We start from the raw sequence: 15,700 nt of genomic DNA on the forward strand, positions 1-15,700 counted from the left end.
AAAATGGCAGACATCGTGATCGTGGCGAGCGCATTCGGGATGGACCGCGTGCGTCAGGAGGGCCACCGGGCATTCGTCGCGACCGCCGCGCAGGCGGGCGCAGCCGGGTTCGAGGTGCGGCGCGAGCTGTTCGCGTCCGACGCGGACGCGGCGCATGACGCGCTGACGGCGCTCGGCGCGCAACTCGCGGCGCACGGGCTCTGGTCGGTCTATTCGACGCCGGCGACGCTGTATACCGACGCGGGTGCGCTCGATGCCGACGCACTGCGCGACACGCTCGCCGAAGCCGACGCGCTCGGCGCGCGCTTCGTGAAATTCCAGCTCGGCGGCTTTGCCGGCGATGCGCACGCGGCCGACATCGTCGCGCTGTCGCGGCAGGCGCGCGCGCGGGTCGTCGTCGAGAACGGCCAGCTGGCGGTTGGCGGCGCGCTCGCGCAGTTCCGCGACCTGTTCGCGGCGCTCGACGCGGCGGGCGCGCCCCGCGCGCTCGGCATGACGTTCGACATCGGCAACTGGCAATGGCCGGGCGAAGCGCCGCTCGAATGCGCGCAGGCGCTCGCGCCGCATGTCGAATACATTCATTGCAAGGCCGTCGTGGGCGAGGGCGCGCGCCGTTTCGCGGTGGCGCCCGCCGCGCACGATCCGCTCGTTGCCGCGGTGCTGGCCGTGCTGCCGCAACATGCGCCGCGCGGGATCGAGTTTCCGTTCGATGCGGCGGACCCGGCGGGCGACGCGCGGCATCGCGTCGCGTGGCTCGTCGCCGCTTGAAGCGTGAACAAGCGTGAACGAAAGCGCCAAGGACAGCGCGCAGGATCCGGAGGAATTCCACACATGCACAAGCAAATCGATGTCGTCACCTACGGCGAAGCAATGGCGATGTTCGTCGCCGCCGAACCGGGCCACCTCGCGCTGGCATCGCAATTCACGAAGCGGATCGCGGGCGCCGACCTGAACGTCGCGATCGGTCTGTCCCGTCTCGGCTTTCGCGTCGGCTACATGAGCCGCGTCGGCCGCGATTCGTTCGGCGGCTACGTGCTCGACACGCTCGAGCGCGAAGGCATCGACGCGTCGTGCGTCGCGGTCGACCCGCGCTATCCGACCGGCTTCCAGCTGAAGTCGCGCAACGACGACGGCAGCGATCCGACCGTCGAATATTTCCGCAAGGGCTCGGCGGCGAGCCACCTGTCGTGCGACGACTATGTGGCCGACTACGTGCTCGGCGCGCGCCACCTGCACCTGACAGGCGTCGCGCCGGCGATCTCGGCGTCGTCGTGCGAGCTGGCGTTTCATCTGGCCCGCGAGATGCGCGCGGCCGGCAAGACGATTTCGTTCGATCCGAACCTGCGCCCGACGCTGTGGCCGTCGGCCGACGTGATGGCGAAGACGCTGAACGCGCTTGCGGCGCTCGCCGACTGGGTGCTGCCGGGCCTCGCCGAAGGCCGGCAGCTGACCGGACACGATGCGCCTGCCGATATCGCGCGCTTCTACCTCGACCAGGGCGCGCGCGGCGTCGTGATCAAGCTCGGCGCGGACGGCGCGTACTTCATGACCGCCGACGGCCACGCAGGCACGGTGGCGGGCGAGCGCGTCGAGAACGTGGTCGACACGGTCGGCGCCGGCGACGGCTTTGCGGTGGGCGTGGTCAGCGCGCTGCTGGAAGGCCGGGCCGTCGAGCAGGCGGTCGCGCGCGGCAACCGGATCGGCGCGCTCGCGATCCAGGTGATCGGCGACTCGGAAGGGCTGCCGACCCGCGCGCAGCTCGACCGGCTCGAAAACGTCAGCAATCCGTCCGATCGCGTAGAGGAAGCCTTCGCCGCGCAATGAGAGGCCGGACACGGCACAATCCGCGGACTCCTTTTCCCCTTATCGTGCATTCGCACAGCCTTGCATGGGACCGGAGCAAGCGCCAACGCGCCAGGTCAGGTCGACATCCGGTCAACACAGGAGACACTAATATGGCAGCCATTCTCTCCCCGCGACGCTGGTGGACGATCATGCCGATCGTCTTCATCACGTACAGCCTCGCCTATCTCGACCGCGCGAACTACGGGTTCGCAGCGGCGGCCGGCATCAACCAGGATCTCGGGATCGGCAAGGGCCTGTCGTCGCTGATCGGCGCGCTGTTCTTCCTCGGCTACTTCTTCTTCCAGATTCCCGGCGCGATCTACGCGGAGCGCCGCAGCGTCAAGACGCTCGTGTTCTGGAGCCTCGTGCTGTGGGGCGCGTGCGCGGCGCTCACGGGCGTCGTCAGCAACATCCCGTCGCTGATGGCGATTCGGTTCGTGCTCGGTGTCGTCGAGGCGGCCGTGATGCCGGCGATGCTGATCTACATCAGCAACTGGTTCACGAAGAGCGAGCGCTCGCGCGCGAACACGTTCCTGATCCTCGGCAACCCGGTCACGGTGCTGTGGATGTCGGTCGTGTCGGGCTATCTCGTTCATGAATTCGGCTGGCGCCACATGTTCATCGCCGAAGGCGTGCCGGCGATCGTCTGGGCCGTGTGCTGGTGGTTCCTCGTGCAGGACAAGCCCGCGCAGTCGAGCTGGCTCACCGACCAGGAAAAGCGCGACCTCGACGCCGCGCTCGTGGCCGAGCAGGCGGCGATCAAGCCGATGCGCAACTACGGCGAGGCATTCCGCTCGCCGGCCGTCATCAAGCTGTGCGCGCAGTATTTCTGCTGGAGCATCGGCGTGTACGGCTTCGTGCTGTGGTTGCCGTCGATCGTCAAGAACGGTTCCGCGCTCGGGATGGTCGCGACCGGCTGGCTGTCCGCGCTGCCGTACCTCGCGGCGACGATCGCGATGCTCGTGGCGTCGTGGGCGTCCGACAGGCTCGGCTCGCGGCGCGGCTTCGTGTGGCCGTTCCTGCTGGTCGGCGCGGCCGCGTTCGCCGCGTCGTACGCGCTCGGCTCGACGCACTTCTGGATCTCGTATGCGCTGCTCGTCGTCGCGGGCGCCGCGATGTACGCGCCGTATGGCCCGTTCTTCGCGATCGTGCCGGAGCTGCTGCCGAAGAACGTCGCGGGCGGCGCGATGGCGCTGATCAACAGCATGGGCGCGCTCGGCTCGTTCGTCGGCTCGTATTTCGTCGGCTACCTGAACGGCGCGACCGGCTCGCCCGTTGCATCGTATGCGTTCATGAGCGCGGCGCTCGTCGTCGCGGTGATCCTCACGCTGTCCGTCAAACCCCAGGCGCGCGATGCGCATCCGCTCGCCGCGCCGCTGCAAGGAAAATAAAACGATGAAGCCTCGTATCGTCGCCTACAAGCCGTTGCCCGACGACGTCCTCGCGTACCTGCGCGAGCACGCCGACGTCGTCCAGGCCGACGGCGCCGAGGCGCTCGCGGACGCGCTCGAGCACGCCGACGGCGCGATCGGCGCGAGCGTCAGGATCCCGCCGGCGATGCTCGACCGCGCGCCGCGGCTGAAGGCGTGGTCGACGATCTCGGTCGGCTACGACAACTTCGACGTCGCGGACCTGACCCGGCGCGGCATCGTGCTCGCGCACACGCCGGACGTGCTGACCGAGTCGACCGCCGACACCGTGTTCTCGCTGATCCTCGCGTCCGCGCGGCGCGTGGTCGAGCTGGCGGAATGGGTGAAGGCAGGCCACTGGCACCGCAGCATCGGGCCGGACCTGTACGGCACCGACGTGCAGGGCAAGACGATCGGCATCGTCGGGCTCGGGCGGATCGGTGCGGCGGTCGCGCGCCGCGCGGCGCTCGGCTTCCGGATGCAGGTGCTGTACGCGAACCGCAGCGTGCACGCGGACGCGCAAGCGCAATACGGCGCCCGCCGCGTGACGCTCGACGAACTGCTCGCCAAATCCGATTTCGTGTGCCTGCAGGTGCCGCTGTCTGACGAGACGCGCCACCTGATCGGCGCGACCGAACTCGCGAAGATGAAGCGCGGCGCGATCCTGATCAACGCGTCGCGCGGGCCGGTCGTCGACGAGGCTGCGCTGATCGACGCGCTGCGCGCAGGCACGATCCGCGGCGCGGGCCTCGACGTGTTCGAAAAGGAGCCGCTCGCGGCCGATTCGCCGCTGTTGCAGATGAAGAACGTGGTCGCGCTGCCGCATATCGGTTCCGCGACGCACGAGACGCGGCACGCGATGGCGCGCTGCGCCGCCGAGAACCTGGTCGGCGCGCTGGCCGGCACGCTGCGCGGGAATCTCGTGAATCCGGACGTGCTGGCGTCGGCGCGCGCGGGCTGAGCGGACCGCCCGTGGCCGGGCAGGGAGGGCAGCGACGGGCGCCGCGAACGGATTCGGGGGCCGTTAGAATCGATGGTCTTGGTGCCGGACCGCAGGCTGCGTTATGATCGCCCGCTCGTCGCATCGAAGCCTGGGGCACCGCTGCCGCCGGTTCCGATGTGGCTCCTCTGGTCGACCGCTTTGCGTGGAACCAGGGGGAGGCGCTGAAGCGTCAACCGCTTTGCATGGGACAGGACTGAGCGCCGAAGCGCCAAGTCCCGTCGACATCTGGTCGACAGGAGAGACCGCCCGTTGGCTTCCTTGACCAACAACAAAGGTTCGTCCGCTCACGAAGCGGCGCGGGCCGCATGTCGCGAGGCACGACAGTGACCGAATCGCAATCCTCCACGGCGCGTCCCGCGACGATCAGCGACGTTGCGCGCGAGGCCGGCACCGGCAAGACCAGCGTGTCGCGCTATCTGAACGGCGAGACGCGCGTGCTGTCCGCCGATCTGCGCCAGCGTATCGAAGCGGCGATCGCGCGCCTGAACTACCGGCCGAACCAGATGGCGCGCGGCCTGAAGCGCGGCCGCAACCGGCTGCTCGGCATGCTCGCGGCCGACCTGACCAATCCGTATACCGTCGAAGTGCTGCAGGGCGTCGAGGCCGCGTGCCATGCGCTCGGCTACATGCCGCTCATCTGTCACGCGGCGAACGAAGTCGAGATGGAGCGCCGCTTCCTGCAGCTGCTCACCACGTACCGGGTCGAAGGCCTGATCGTCAACGCGCTCGGCGCCGAGGAGGACGTGCTGCGTCCGCTGCGCGGCGGCGGGATTCCGGCGGTGCTCGTCGACCGCACGGTCGAGGGCTTCGAAGCCGACCTGATCGGCCTCGACAATGCCGATGCGGTCGAGATGGTTGTCGCCCACCTGGTCGAGCGTGGCTTCGACGCAATCCATTTCGTCGTGCAGCCCTACGCGCACGTCAGCTCGCGGCGCTTGCGCGAGGCGGCGTTTCATGCGGCGCTCGCGGCGCGTGGCCGGAACGCATCGGCGACCGTCGTGCTCGACCTGAACGCGCCGGACGCGACCGCGGCCGCGCTCGCGGAACTCGACGCGCGTGTCGATGCCGCCACGCAGCGCGGCACGCGCGCGGCATTGTTCGCCGCGAACGCGCCGGTCGCGCTCGCGATCGCACGGCACCTGCGTGCGCGTTTCGGTGCGGCGTGGCAGCAGCACGCGGCGCTCGTGTCGATCGACGATCCGGAGTGGGCGGAGCTGATCGGCATCACGACGATTCGCCAGCCGACCTACGAAATCGGTTACCAGGCGGTCGAATTCGTCCACGCGCGGATCGACGGCGCGGCGGGCGACGTGCGCGTCGCGATGCTGCCCGGCGAGCTGATCGCGCGCGCGTCGACCGCAAGCTGAGTATCATTCGGGGCACGCAGCGCGCCAGTGCGCTGCCCCGAACAAGGAAATACATGACTGTCGCTCCCGTCACGCTGGCGGTGCTGATTGCCGCCACGCTGATCATCGCACTGCTGCCGCTCGTTCTCTTCCGTTGGCTACGCAAGCCGCTGTCGCTCGACCGGCGCGACACGATCGTCGGCGTCGCGGTGTTCACGCTGTTCGCGATGATCGTCGAGCGCGCGCTGCACGGCGTCGTGCTGAGCCACGCGTCCGAAGGCGGCTGGCTGACGCAGCCGGTGGTGTTCGTTGCTTACGGTGCGCTTGCGGCCGGCGTGTTCGAGGAGGTCGGCCGCTATCTCGGGATGCGCTTCCTGAATCGCCGCTACGGCGTGACGGCCGGCGATGGCCGTGCAATCGGCTACGGGATCGGTCACGGCGGTGTGGAAGCGTGGTTCGTCGGCGTGCTCGTGTGGGGGCAGTGGGTGTATCTCGCGTGGCTCGCGAACCGGGGGCAACTCGACGCCCAGCTCGCGGGCCTGCCGGGCGAGACCGTGCTGCGCCTCCACGTGATGCTGGCGACGCTGTCGGTGCCGTCGATCGCACTGCTGCTGCTCGAGCGCTGCGCAGCGTTCGTGCTGCAGGTCGCATTGTCGGTGCTGATGTGGCGCGGCGTGCGCGCCGGCCGGCTCCGCATGCTGCCGCTCGCGATCGTGCTGCACGCGCTCGCCGACGTGCCGGCGATGCTGTATCAGCTCCGCATGCTGTCTGCCGCGTGGGTCGAGGCCGTGTATTTCGTGCTGGCCGCGGCGCTCATTGGCGTACTGGTGAAGACGTGCCGCCCGGCGCGCGCGGCAGCCTGACGGGAGGCAAGAAATGGAAGACTATCTGATCGAATGCGCGAGCGCCGAATTCGACGCGCTCGCACGCGTGATCTGCGACCTGTTTCCGGAGCAGACCCGTTTCGTCGAAAGCAGTGACGAACGCGGCCGGTTCCTGTCGGTGCTCTGGGTCGCGATGCGTTTCGGCGCGACGCCGAAACGCATGACGCTCGACGTGCGCATCGCGCCCGCCGCGTTCGCGCGCTATCTCGCGATGAAGCCGATGCAGCGCGCGCGCAGCCATGCGGTGCTGCATGCGTATGTGGAAGCGACGCTCGGCTCACTCGAGGAGCGTCATGCGGCGGGCGAAGCGGTGCCGCGCGAAGAGGAACTCACGCTCGCCGACGACTTCGCGTGAGTGGGGCCGTCGGCGCTGTCGGCGGGGCGGCCGGTCAGCCCGCGTCGCGGTAGACCTGCGCGAAACGCTGCGCCTGCACGACGCCGTAATCGCCGGGTGCGTACTGCATCACCCAGTCGCCCGCGGCGCCGCGCAGCGTGTCGCCGTTTTCGGAGCGCGCGATCGAGAACGGTTCGTCCATCCGCTTCGCGAGCACCACGGCAGGACGGTTCCGGTATGCGCCCGGTTCGCCGTGCGCAAGCGCCGGATCGGCGGGCAGATACTTGGCGTCGAAGCGCGCGCGCGACACGACCCAGCGGTCGCCGGTCGAGCCGGTGATCAGCGCGTCGCCGGCGACATAGCGGTTCGGGCCTTCGAGGCTCATCAGTTCGCCGTCCGCGGCCGCGAAGGCGACCGTGACGGTCTCGTCCTTGACGACGCGCCGGGCCTGCGGGTCGGTGCTGAGATCGGGTTGCTTGAGTTCGAGCATGGCGAGGAAGTGCGGGAAAAGCGTGGAGCTTATCCCGAAAGTGGCGCGCTGTGAAACCGGTGCCGTTCGCCGGGGCATCGCGCTGCCGCCCGGTGCCGCGAGGGCGGGGCGGCAGCGCGTCACGCGTCAGGGCTTCGCGGGTGCGCTGGCTGCAGCGCCGGCCGCGGCCTTGCCCTTGCCGCGCCGTTCGCCGTCATGATGCATCCAGCTGCGGAATGTCGTGTCGGCGATGGCCTTCTGGTCGGCCGGGAAGCTCGCGTAGAGCGGCCCGAAGGCGTCGGCGAGCTTCTTCGCGCCGTCCGCGTTGGCCTGCGCGAGTTCTGCGTACTGCTTCATGTCGTCGATCGCGGACGCGCTGTGGCTTTCCATCCGTGCGTGATACAGGCGGCCCATCGTTTCGCCGTTCTCGCGCATCGTGTCGGCGAACGTCTTCCATTGCGGCTCCTGCGCCGGCGTGATCTTCAGCTGGTTGTGCAGGTACGTGATGCGTTCCTCGATCCGTGCTTCGTGGCCGGCCGCGCGTTGCGCGGCGCTCGGCGCCGACGCCGTGGCAGCGGCCGGCTGCGCGGACGTCTGCGGCTGCGCTTGCGGTTGCGTTTGCGCGAATGCGCTGGCCGCAAACGCGAGCGCAGCGAGGGTGAGCGAAATTTTCTTCATGGTGGCTCTCCGGGGTGATGTCGTACGAGCGGGTGCGGGCGCTTCTGCGGCGCACGCACGACTCGCGTCGCAGCGTATTAGTAGCATGCTGCGCGCTGCGCGGCATCGAATACGACACTTGCTTACAACCGATACGAATCGAAATCGATGCGGATACATTTGTCTGCATCGTCGGGCCTGGCGTTTGGGGGCGCGCGCGATCGGCGCTATCATCGCGTCACGTTCAATTCCGCTCCCGCGTCTCAAGCCTCATGCGTCCACCCCGACTCGACCAGCTCGACGAGCTCGACCGCCAACTCGTCGCGCTGCTGCAAGCCAATGCGCGCGCCAGCGTCGCGGATCTCGCGCGCCAGCTCGACGTCGCACGCACGACGGTGATCGCGCGTATCGCGCGTCTCGAGCGGACCAACGTGATTGCCGGCTACAGCGTGCGGCTCGGGCAGGACGTGCTCGATGCGAGCATCTACGCATACGTCGGCATCATCCTCGCGCCGAAATATGGCAAGGACGTGCTGAGAAAGCTCGACCGGATGCCCGAAGTGCAGTTGCTCTGCGCGGTGAGCGGCGAGTACGACTACGTCGCGTGGCTGCGCGCCGATTCGCCGGAACGGCTGAACGACCTGCTCGACCAGATCGGCGCGCTCGAAGGTGTCGAGCGCACGACGACGTCGATCATCCTAGCGCGCAAGATCGATCGCGGGACGATCGGCGGCTGACGCACGCGCTCAGCGTGCGTGGCCTGACGGAATCCTCAACATCACGCGCAACCCCCGGCGAAGCGGTTCGTCCGCATAGGCGAGCGTGACTTCGGCGCCCATCCGGTCGGCGATCGTCTTCACGATCGACAGGCCGAGCCCCGAGCCGATCTGCTCGTTGCCGGGCACCCGATAGAACGGATCGAACACGCGCTCGCGTTCGCGCGGCGCAATGCCTGGCCCAGTGTCGGCGATCATCACGCACACGTGCGATGCGGCCGCATGGGTCGACAGGTCGACGCGGCCGCCGTGCGGCGTATAGCGGATCGCGTTGTCGACGAGATTCTTGACCAGCGACGCGAGCCCGGTTTCGTCGACGCACACCTGCGTGTCGGGGCCGTCCTCTACGCCGATGTCGAGCGCCTTCGCTTCGGCAAGCGGAAGCAGGTCTTCCAGCACGCGGCGATAGACCGCATGCACGGACACGGCGCCATGCGCGGCCGCCGGCGCGCTCTGCGCCCGCGCGAGCGCAAGCAGTTGCTCGATCAGGTTGCGGCTGCGGTCGAGCCCGCCGCGCAGCGTCGTGAGCCGTGTGCGCGCGTCGGCCGGCAAGTCCGTGTCGGCGAGCCGCTCGGCCTGCAGCGACATCGCGGTGAGCGGCGAGCGCAACTCGTGCGCGGCGTCGGCGACGAAGCGGCGCTGTGCGTCGACCGACTGTGCGACGCGCGCGAGCATCCGGTTGATCGCGATGACGAACGGCCGCACCTCGACCGGCACGTGTCCGGCCGGCACCGGACGCAGGTCGTGCTCGTCGCGCGCATCGATGCCGGCCGACAGCGATGCGATCGGGCGAAACAGCTTGCGCACGAGATCGGCGACCAGCAGAAGCAGGATCGGCACGAGGATCAGAAGCGGCAGCGCGGTGCGCCACGCGCTCTCGCGCGCAACGTCGTCGCGCATGCCGGCCGCCTGCGCGACGGCGAGGCGTTCGCCGTTCGCGAGCGTGCGGACCATCACGCGATAGGGCTTGCCGCCGGCATCGACGGTATGCAATCCGTCGGCGAGCGTCGCCGGCAACGCGAGCCGCGGCTCGCCTGCGGCGGCGGGCAGCGTGTCGCCGGTGAGCGGCTGCACGATCACGCGCGACACCTCGTCGCTTTCGCGCGCATGCTCGGCACCGGTGGAGCGGGGTGAACGGGGGGAGTGGATGTCCTGGCGATCGAGCAGCGTCGCGACCTCGCGCAGCACGTCGTCCTGCAATTCGTGCGCTTCGTCGAACGCGGACGCAAACGCAAACGCGGCAGCGACCGTCGCGACGACGAGGATCGCGACCGACAGCGCAAATGACAGGCGGGCCTGAATCGACTCGCTCAGGCGCTTCTTGAAACCATCCATCCGACCCCCCTGACGTTCTTGATCACGGTGCTGCCGAGCTTGCGGCGCAGCGAATGGATCAGGAATTCGACCGCGTTGCTTTCGACTTCTTCTCCCCACCCGTACAGGCGGTCTTCGAGTTCGCGCCGCGACAGGATCGCGCCGGGACGCACCAGCAGCGCGCGCAGCAGCGAGAACTCGCGATTCGACAGCTGGACGGGCGCCTGTCCGTCGACGGCCGCTTCGCGCGTGGCCGGGTCGAGCGACACGATGCCGTTGCTCAGCAGCGGCGCGGCCGAGCCGGCCTGGCGCCGGATCGCGACGCGGATTCGCGCGAGCAGTTCGGCCATCTCGAACGGTTTGACGACGTAGTCGTCGGCGCCGCTGTCGAGGCCACGCAGGCGGTCGTCGAGACCGTCGCGCGCGGTGACGACGAGCAGCGGCACGGTGCGGTCCTGCGCGCGGATGCCGGCCAGCACGTCGAGGCCGTCGCGGCCCGGCAGGCCAAGGTCGAGCAGGATCAGGTCGTAATGCTGCGCGGCGAACGCGGTCAACGCGCGTGCGCCGTCGGTGACCCAGTCGGTCGCGTAGGACGCGTCCTTCAGCGCGGCGTGGACCGCGTCGCCGATCATCGGGTCGTCTTCGACCAGCAGTATTCGCATGCGTCCTCTCCGCTTCGTGCGATCGCCGCCAGCGTATGCGATTCCCGGCCGCGCGTCACGTGCGGTGCGTGCGTTACGTGCGGTGCGCGGCCGGGTGGGGCTGGTCGGGTGGCGGCGTGCTTGTTTGCCGCCGCTTGCTTGCCCCTGCTTACTTGCCGCCGAAGCGGTCGAACGCCCCGAGCAGATCCTTCATCGCGGCGGCCGAATCGGCCTGGGTCGGATGATCGGCGCGCAGTGCCGCGAGCGCGCGGTCGATCGCCTTGTCGACCACGTGCCAGTCGTCGGCCGCGCGCGGCTTCAGGCCGGCCTCCGCGGAATCCCACGCGATCTCGAGATCCTTGATGCGGGTCTTCGCGCCGGGCAGGTCGCCCTTGCCGACGAGCGTGTTCACGTCGGCGGCGATCGTGCGGAACTGCGACAGGTCGCCGAGCTTCGTCGTCCCGGTCGAGGCGGATGACGACGCGGCCGGCGCGGGTGCCGCGCTCGATGCATTCGCGTCCTGATGCTTCGAACAGCCGGCGGCGATGCCCAGCGCGGCAACCGTGACTGCGGCGATGGCGAGACGGGAAACGGAATCCGGAATGCGCATGGTGTGTCCTCGATTCGATGAACGGAAATGGATGGGAGTTGAACGGGATTTGAATGGGATTTACTTGGCGACGTCGGCAGCTGTGCGCTGGCCGCTCGCGAGTTGCGCGGCGGCGACGAGCAGCACGATCACGGTCAGGAACAGCAGGCTCGTCCACGCGGCGCCGATGCCGAGCCCGCCATAGGTGCGGGCCTGCGTGAGCAGGTCGCCGAGCGACGCACCGAAGGGCCGCGTGAGGATGTATGCGATCCAGAACGCGAGCACGGCATTCGCGCCGAGCCGCCACATGACGAACACGGCCGCGGTCAGCGAGCCGAAGCACAGCGCGCCGACCGAGAAGCCGAGGCCGAGCGCTTCGGTCGCGAGATCGCCCGCCGCGGTGCCGAGCGCGAACGTGCAGAGGATCGCCGCCCAGTAGAACAGCTCGCGGCGCGGCGTGACGATCGTGTCGATCGACAGCGTGCCCTCGACCCGATGCCAGACGAAGAAGATCGCGGCGAGCGCAACCGCGAACGCGGCGGTGCTGACATAGAGGCTGACGTTCAGCCCGTCGGTGAGCAGGTCGGTGATCTGCGTGCCGACGATGCTGACGAGGACGACCGTGAGCCAGTAGATCCACGGCGTATAGCGGCGTGCGCGCAATTGCAGCGCCAGCGCGATCGCAAGCAGCGATGCCATCGCGATGCGCGTGACAACCTGGCCGAGGCCCGCGTTGACCGCGAGAAAGTCCGCGCCGGTTTCGCCGACCGTGGTCGACATGATCTTGATGATCCAGAACGACAGCGTGACGTCGGGCACCTTGTTCAGCCAGTGCGACGAGCGAATGACGGATGGGGATTGCATGCCGGTGGCTCCTCGGAAGTCGGGTGATGTCGGGGTGATCGGCAAGCAGTCTGCAGCGGGAAACTTAGGCCACCCATAGCGCGGCCGCCGGCGGTAAAACGGCACGTTTCGACGATTCGACGAAATGTGTGGTCATAACGTCGAAACTATAGGTCATTTCGCATCATTATTCGTCTTGGAACTGATTTTGCGCGTCCCTACACTGTGTACATGGCTCGACGCCGTACACAACACCAACCCATCATTCAGGAGATAAGCGCATGAAAATCGCCATCGTCGGCGCAGGTCTGATCGGCCACACCATTGCTCACATGCTGCGTGAAACCGGCGACTACGAAGTGGTCGCCTTCGACCGCGACGCGGACGCGCTCGCCAAGCTGTCGCGCGAAGGCATTGCGACGCAGCGCGTCGATTCGGCCGATGCCGCCGCGATCCGCGAAGCAGTGAAGGGTTTCGATGCGCTGATCAATGCGCTGCCGTACTACCTCGCCGTGAACGTTGCCGCCGCCGCGAAGGCCGCGAACGTCCATTACTTCGACCTGACCGAAGACGTGCGCGCGACGCACGCGATCCGCGAACTCGCAGACGGCTCCGACCGCGCGTTCATGCCGCAGTGCGGCCTCGCGCCGGGCTTCATCGGCATCGCCGCGCACGAGCTCGTGAACGGCTTCACCGAAGTGCGTGACGTGAAGATGCGCGTCGGTGCGCTGCCCGAGTACCCGACGAATGCGCTGAAGTACAACCTGACGTGGAGCGTCGACGGCCTGATCAACGAATACTGCCAGCCGTGCGAAGCAATCCGTGACGGCCGCAAGCAATGGGTGCAGCCGCTCGAAGGCCTCGAGCACTTCTCGCTCGACGGCACCGAATACGAAGCCTTCAACACGTCGGGCGGCCTCGGCACGTTGTGCGAGACGCTGTCGGGCAAGGTCGAGACGCTCGACTACAAGTCGGTGCGCTACCCGGGCCACCGCGAGCTCGTGCAGTTCCTGCTCGAGGACCTGCGCCTGTCGACCGACCGCGACACGCTGAAGTCGATCATGCGCCGTGCGGTGCCGTCGACGAAGCAGGACGTCGTGCTGGTGTTCGTCACCGTGACGGGCGTGAAGGACGGCCAGCTCGTGCAGGACGTGTTCACGCGCAAGATCTTCGCGAAGGAAGTGTGCGGAATGCCGATGAGCGCGATCCAGATCACGACCGCAGGCGCGATGTGCGCGGTGCTCGACCTGTTCCGCGAGAAGAAGCTGCCGCAACACGGCTTCATTCCGCAGGAGCGCGTATCGCTGAAGGCATTCCTCGAGAACCGCTTCGGCAAGCTGTACGACGGCGGCACGCTGGAGCGCGTGCACGCGGTGGCCTGATACACATTACACGACACAGCCAGGCACGAGGGTCAATGCAACGCCGGGGGCGCACGACGCCGCCCGGCGTTGTTTCTTTCCGGCGTCGGGTGGTGCAGGCGGCTCAGGTGCCTCAGGTGGTTCAAGCAGGAAGCGGCGGAACGATCGGCGCTTGCGGCGGCGGCACGATGTGGCGCAGCAGCGCCTCGATGTCGGCGTCGGCCGGCGCGGTGTTGTCGAACATCACGAGGCCTTCGCATTCGTTGCCGGTCGGCACGAAGCGGCGCTGCCGGTATTCGTCCCAGTGCGTGAGCTTGTACGCGTCGTTCGGGTTGCCGCGCGTGACGATCCGCTGGTGTGCGACGTGTTCCGACGTGTGGACCCAGACGACCGTCAGCGTGACGTCGGGTGCGATGCCGAGCCACGCGCGGTCGAAGATGCGCCGGTCGCGCACTTCGCGCGACAGCGGTCCGACGACGATCGCGCTGATGCCGAGCGCGAGGTTTTCGCGCGCGGTGTCGAGCAGGCCTTGATATTCGGGATCGCGCAGGTGCTTCAGGTAGAGCGGGCTGTCGCGGTCGTTCGGATCCTGGGTGAGGGCGCCCATCGCGGCCGAACTGTAGCGGCCGTACAGCGTGTCCTTGTCGAGCAGGCAGAAGGCCTCGCCGGTGGCACGCATCAGCGGCCCGATGAGCCGCTTCGCGAGCGTGGTCTTGCCGGTACCGGCGTGGCCGCAGAAAAACACCAGATGCGTCACGAACGCGTACCCTCCGATCTCGCCCGGTGTGCGTCGTCGCGCTTCGCGTCGAGCGGGAAGACTTCCGCCTCCAGCCACATCGCGTTGATGATGCCGAAACCGAGCGCAACGCCGATGCCGAGTATCCACGAGAAATACCACATAGGTCTGTCTCCTTGACGATGAGGCCGTGACGATCATGCCGCGCGGACGGGCCGCGGGCGGGCGTGGGCAAGCATGTGTCGCAGCGTGCTGCGGCGCACGCAATCCGATCATGACCAATATCGGCGTGGCGCGCAAGCCGGGGCGGGGCGGGGCCGGACCTGCGACAAACCGGTAAACTGGCGGATGAATCCGCAACATCGCAACATGACGGACACCATGCTGATCAACTGCGCTGCATACCAGGACGGCCGCAAGCTGGCCGATATCGACATCGACGCCATCAGCGACTACGTATCGAAGCCCGAGTGCTTCGTGTGGGTCGCGCTGAAGGACCCGACGCCGGACGAGCTCGAGCTGATGGGCGACGAGTTCGGCTTGCACGAGCTCGCGCTCGAGGACGCGTGCAAGGGGCACCAGCGCCCGAAGATCGAGGAGTACGGCGACTCGCTGTTCGCGGTGCTGCACACGGTCGAACTCGACGGGGAAGGCGAATTCAAGGTCGGCGAACTGAACGTGTTCGTCGGCCCGAACTATGTGCTGTCGGTGCGCAATCACACCGAGCAGGATTTCCGCGCGGTGCGCGCGCGCTGCGAACGCGAGCCGCATCTGCTGCAGGAGGGCTCGGCGTTCGTGTTCTATGCGCTGATGGACCAGGTCGTCGACCGCTATTTCCCGACGCTCGAAGCACTCGGCGCGGAGCTCGAGGAACTCGAGGACCGCATCTTCGTGAAGGCGACGCCCGCGGCATCGCGCGCGATCATCGAGGATCTGTATTCGCTGAAGCGCCGGCTCGTGCTGCTGCACCAGCACACGGCGCCGCTCGTCGAACCGCTCGCGAAGCTGACGGGCGGACGCATTCCGCAGGTCTGCAGCGGGATGGAGCATTACTTCCGTGACGTGTACGACCACCTGCAGCGGATCGTGAAGACGATCGAGGGGCGGCGCGAGATGGTCGTGACTGCGATCCAGGTCAATCTCGGGATGATCTCGCTCGCGGAGAGCGAGGTGACCAAGCGCCTCGGGTCGTTCGCCGCGTTGTTCGCGATTCCGACGATGATCGCCGGCATCTACGGGATGAACTTCGCGAACATGCCCGAGCTGCACCTGAAGTACGGCTTCTACGGCTGTCTCGGCGTGATGCTCGTGGCCGACGTCGCGCTGTGGTGGCGCTTCAGGCGGGCAGGGTGGCTGTAGCCGGCGCCTAGATGCTATGTGGGAGGGCAGTGACAGAAGCCCGACTGGAGTAAAACGGAGTTGCACACTCGTTTTCTCCGAAGGAGCACGCATATGAATACGCCTGACACAGCCCTCCGTGGACAGGATACGAC

General features: G+C 67.9%; 18 protein-coding genes. 10 read left to right on the plus strand and 8 right to left on the minus strand.

Features of this window, described 5'->3' with window-relative positions:
- The first annotated feature begins 3 nt into the window (after nt 1–3).
- The 7 genes from DID96_RS27990 (at nt 4) to DID96_RS28020 (ending at nt 6,842) form a co-directional block, all read left to right on the plus strand.
- Nucleotides 4–768, plus strand: a complete 765-nt coding sequence (locus tag DID96_RS27990) for a sugar phosphate isomerase/epimerase (protein ID WP_124602480.1) — start codon at nt 4–6, stop codon at nt 766–768.
- A gap of 63 nt (nt 769–831) precedes the next feature.
- Nucleotides 832–1,824 carry a sugar kinase gene (locus DID96_RS27995; protein ID WP_124602481.1) on the plus strand — a complete coding sequence of 331 codons (993 nt, stop codon included), beginning with the start codon at nt 832–834 and terminating at the stop codon, nt 1,822–1,824.
- A 131-nt stretch (nt 1,825–1,955) separates the two neighbouring features.
- Nucleotides 1,956–3,236 (plus strand): MFS transporter, encoded by a 1,281-nt coding sequence (locus tag DID96_RS28000; RefSeq protein ID WP_124602482.1) that lies wholly within the window; start codon nt 1,956–1,958, stop codon nt 3,234–3,236.
- A gap of 4 nt (nt 3,237–3,240) precedes the next feature.
- Complete coding sequence (locus DID96_RS28005) at nt 3,241–4,215, plus strand: NAD(P)-dependent oxidoreductase (protein ID WP_124602483.1); 975 nt, start codon at nt 3,241–3,243, stop codon at nt 4,213–4,215.
- Between the two features lie 365 nt (nt 4,216–4,580).
- The gene (locus DID96_RS28010) at nt 4,581–5,624 is read left to right on the plus strand and encodes a LacI family DNA-binding transcriptional regulator (RefSeq protein WP_124602484.1); all 1,044 of its coding nucleotides are present in this window, start codon (nt 4,581–4,583) and stop codon (nt 5,622–5,624) included.
- A gap of 53 nt (nt 5,625–5,677) precedes the next feature.
- The gene (locus tag DID96_RS28015; RefSeq protein WP_124602485.1) at nt 5,678–6,466 is read left to right on the plus strand and encodes a YhfC family intramembrane metalloprotease; all 789 of its coding nucleotides are present in this window, start codon (nt 5,678–5,680) and stop codon (nt 6,464–6,466) included.
- 13 nt (nt 6,467–6,479) lie between these two features.
- Nucleotides 6,480–6,842 (plus strand): DUF3022 domain-containing protein, encoded by a 363-nt coding sequence (locus tag DID96_RS28020; protein ID WP_124602486.1) that lies wholly within the window; start codon nt 6,480–6,482, stop codon nt 6,840–6,842.
- A gap of 34 nt (nt 6,843–6,876) precedes the next feature.
- Here the strand turns inward: DID96_RS28020 and DID96_RS28025 are convergent, their stop codons facing one another.
- Nucleotides 6,877–7,311 (minus strand): PGDYG domain-containing protein, encoded by a 435-nt coding sequence (locus DID96_RS28025; RefSeq protein ID WP_124602487.1) that lies wholly within the window; start codon nt 7,309–7,311, stop codon nt 6,877–6,879.
- A gap of 126 nt (nt 7,312–7,437) precedes the next feature.
- Complete coding sequence (locus DID96_RS28030) at nt 7,438–7,968, minus strand: Spy/CpxP family protein refolding chaperone (RefSeq protein ID WP_124602488.1); 531 nt, start codon at nt 7,966–7,968, stop codon at nt 7,438–7,440.
- A 251-nt stretch (nt 7,969–8,219) separates the two neighbouring features.
- On the opposite strand from DID96_RS28030, the gene DID96_RS28035 reads away from it, so the two are divergent.
- The gene (locus DID96_RS28035; protein WP_124602489.1) at nt 8,220–8,684 is read left to right on the plus strand and encodes an Lrp/AsnC family transcriptional regulator; all 465 of its coding nucleotides are present in this window, start codon (nt 8,220–8,222) and stop codon (nt 8,682–8,684) included.
- 9 nt (nt 8,685–8,693) lie between these two features.
- Here the strand turns inward: DID96_RS28035 and DID96_RS28040 are convergent, their stop codons facing one another.
- The 4 genes from DID96_RS28040 to DID96_RS28055 all read right to left on the minus strand — a co-directional run bounded on the left by DID96_RS28040 (nt 8,694) and on the right by DID96_RS28055 (nt 12,131).
- Complete coding sequence (locus DID96_RS28040; protein ID WP_124602490.1) at nt 8,694–10,058, minus strand: HAMP domain-containing sensor histidine kinase; 1,365 nt, start codon at nt 10,056–10,058, stop codon at nt 8,694–8,696.
- Complete coding sequence (locus DID96_RS28045; RefSeq protein WP_124602491.1) at nt 10,034–10,699, minus strand: response regulator transcription factor; 666 nt, start codon at nt 10,697–10,699, stop codon at nt 10,034–10,036. Before DID96_RS28045 ends, DID96_RS28040 begins: the two co-directional genes overlap by 25 nt.
- A 148-nt stretch (nt 10,700–10,847) precedes the next feature.
- The gene (locus DID96_RS28050; RefSeq protein ID WP_124602492.1) at nt 10,848–11,288 is read right to left on the minus strand and encodes a hypothetical protein; all 441 of its coding nucleotides are present in this window, start codon (nt 11,286–11,288) and stop codon (nt 10,848–10,850) included.
- A 60-nt stretch (nt 11,289–11,348) separates the two neighbouring features.
- The gene (locus DID96_RS28055) at nt 11,349–12,131 is read right to left on the minus strand and encodes a hypothetical protein (protein WP_124602493.1); all 783 of its coding nucleotides are present in this window, start codon (nt 12,129–12,131) and stop codon (nt 11,349–11,351) included.
- A gap of 260 nt (nt 12,132–12,391) precedes the next feature.
- Between DID96_RS28055 and DID96_RS28060 the strand changes: the two genes are divergently transcribed.
- Nucleotides 12,392–13,492 (plus strand): saccharopine dehydrogenase family protein, encoded by a 1,101-nt coding sequence (locus DID96_RS28060; RefSeq protein ID WP_124602494.1) that lies wholly within the window; start codon nt 12,392–12,394, stop codon nt 13,490–13,492.
- Between the two features lie 121 nt (nt 13,493–13,613).
- On the opposite strand, the gene DID96_RS28065 is transcribed toward DID96_RS28060, so the two are convergent.
- Together DID96_RS28065 and cydX are read right to left on the minus strand one after the other, a co-directional pair.
- A complete protein-coding gene (locus DID96_RS28065) occupies nt 13,614–14,228 on the minus strand; it encodes an ATP-binding protein (protein WP_124602495.1) in 615 nt (204 codons plus the stop codon).
- Entirely contained in the window at nt 14,225–14,371 is a 147-nt protein-coding gene (gene cydX / locus DID96_RS28070; RefSeq protein ID WP_124602496.1) for a cytochrome bd-I oxidase subunit CydX, read from the minus strand. The genes DID96_RS28065 and cydX overlap by 4 nt, the downstream gene beginning before the upstream one ends.
- 217 nt (nt 14,372–14,588) lie before the next feature.
- Here cydX and corA point away from each other — a divergent pair, with 217 nt between their 5' ends.
- Nucleotides 14,589–15,566 carry a magnesium/cobalt transporter CorA gene (gene corA / locus DID96_RS28075; RefSeq protein WP_124602499.1) on the plus strand — a complete coding sequence of 326 codons (978 nt, stop codon included), beginning with the start codon at nt 14,589–14,591 and terminating at the stop codon, nt 15,564–15,566.
- Nucleotides 15,567–15,700 lie beyond the last annotated feature (134 nt).

This window comes from Burkholderia sp. Bp8963, assembly GCF_003854275.1.
Classification (GTDB): domain Bacteria; phylum Pseudomonadota; class Gammaproteobacteria; order Burkholderiales; family Burkholderiaceae; genus Burkholderia.

Excerpts from the sequence above, each read along its gene's own strand:
- DID96_RS27990 (WP_124602480.1), top strand. The coding sequence starts at position 4 with ATGGCAGACATCGTGATCGTGGCGAGCGCATTCGGGATGGACCGCGTG.
- DID96_RS27995 (WP_124602481.1), top strand. The coding sequence starts at position 832 with ATGCACAAGCAAATCGATGTCGTCACCTACGGCGAAGCAATGGCGATG.
- DID96_RS28000 (WP_124602482.1), top strand. The coding sequence starts at position 1,956 with ATGGCAGCCATTCTCTCCCCGCGACGCTGGTGGACGATCATGCCGATC.
- DID96_RS28005 (WP_124602483.1), top strand. The coding sequence starts at position 3,241 with ATGAAGCCTCGTATCGTCGCCTACAAGCCGTTGCCCGACGACGTCCTC.
- DID96_RS28015 (WP_124602485.1), top strand. The coding sequence starts at position 5,678 with ATGACTGTCGCTCCCGTCACGCTGGCGGTGCTGATTGCCGCCACGCTG.
- DID96_RS28020 (WP_124602486.1), top strand. The coding sequence starts at position 6,480 with ATGGAAGACTATCTGATCGAATGCGCGAGCGCCGAATTCGACGCGCTC.
- DID96_RS28025 (WP_124602487.1), bottom strand. The coding sequence starts at position 7,311 with ATGCTCGAACTCAAGCAACCCGATCTCAGCACCGACCCGCAGGCCCGG.
- DID96_RS28030 (WP_124602488.1), bottom strand. The coding sequence starts at position 7,968 with ATGAAGAAAATTTCGCTCACCCTCGCTGCGCTCGCGTTTGCGGCCAGC.
- DID96_RS28035 (WP_124602489.1), top strand. The coding sequence starts at position 8,220 with ATGCGTCCACCCCGACTCGACCAGCTCGACGAGCTCGACCGCCAACTC.
- DID96_RS28040 (WP_124602490.1), bottom strand. The coding sequence starts at position 10,058 with ATGGATGGTTTCAAGAAGCGCCTGAGCGAGTCGATTCAGGCCCGCCTG.
- DID96_RS28045 (WP_124602491.1), bottom strand. The coding sequence starts at position 10,699 with ATGCGAATACTGCTGGTCGAAGACGACCCGATGATCGGCGACGCGGTC.
- DID96_RS28050 (WP_124602492.1), bottom strand. The coding sequence starts at position 11,288 with ATGCGCATTCCGGATTCCGTTTCCCGTCTCGCCATCGCCGCAGTCACG.
- DID96_RS28055 (WP_124602493.1), bottom strand. The coding sequence starts at position 12,131 with ATGCAATCCCCATCCGTCATTCGCTCGTCGCACTGGCTGAACAAGGTG.
- DID96_RS28060 (WP_124602494.1), top strand. The coding sequence starts at position 12,392 with ATGAAAATCGCCATCGTCGGCGCAGGTCTGATCGGCCACACCATTGCT.
- cydX (WP_124602496.1), bottom strand. The coding sequence starts at position 14,371 with ATGTGGTATTTCTCGTGGATACTCGGCATCGGCGTTGCGCTCGGTTTC.
- corA (WP_124602499.1), top strand. The coding sequence starts at position 14,589 with ATGCTGATCAACTGCGCTGCATACCAGGACGGCCGCAAGCTGGCCGAT.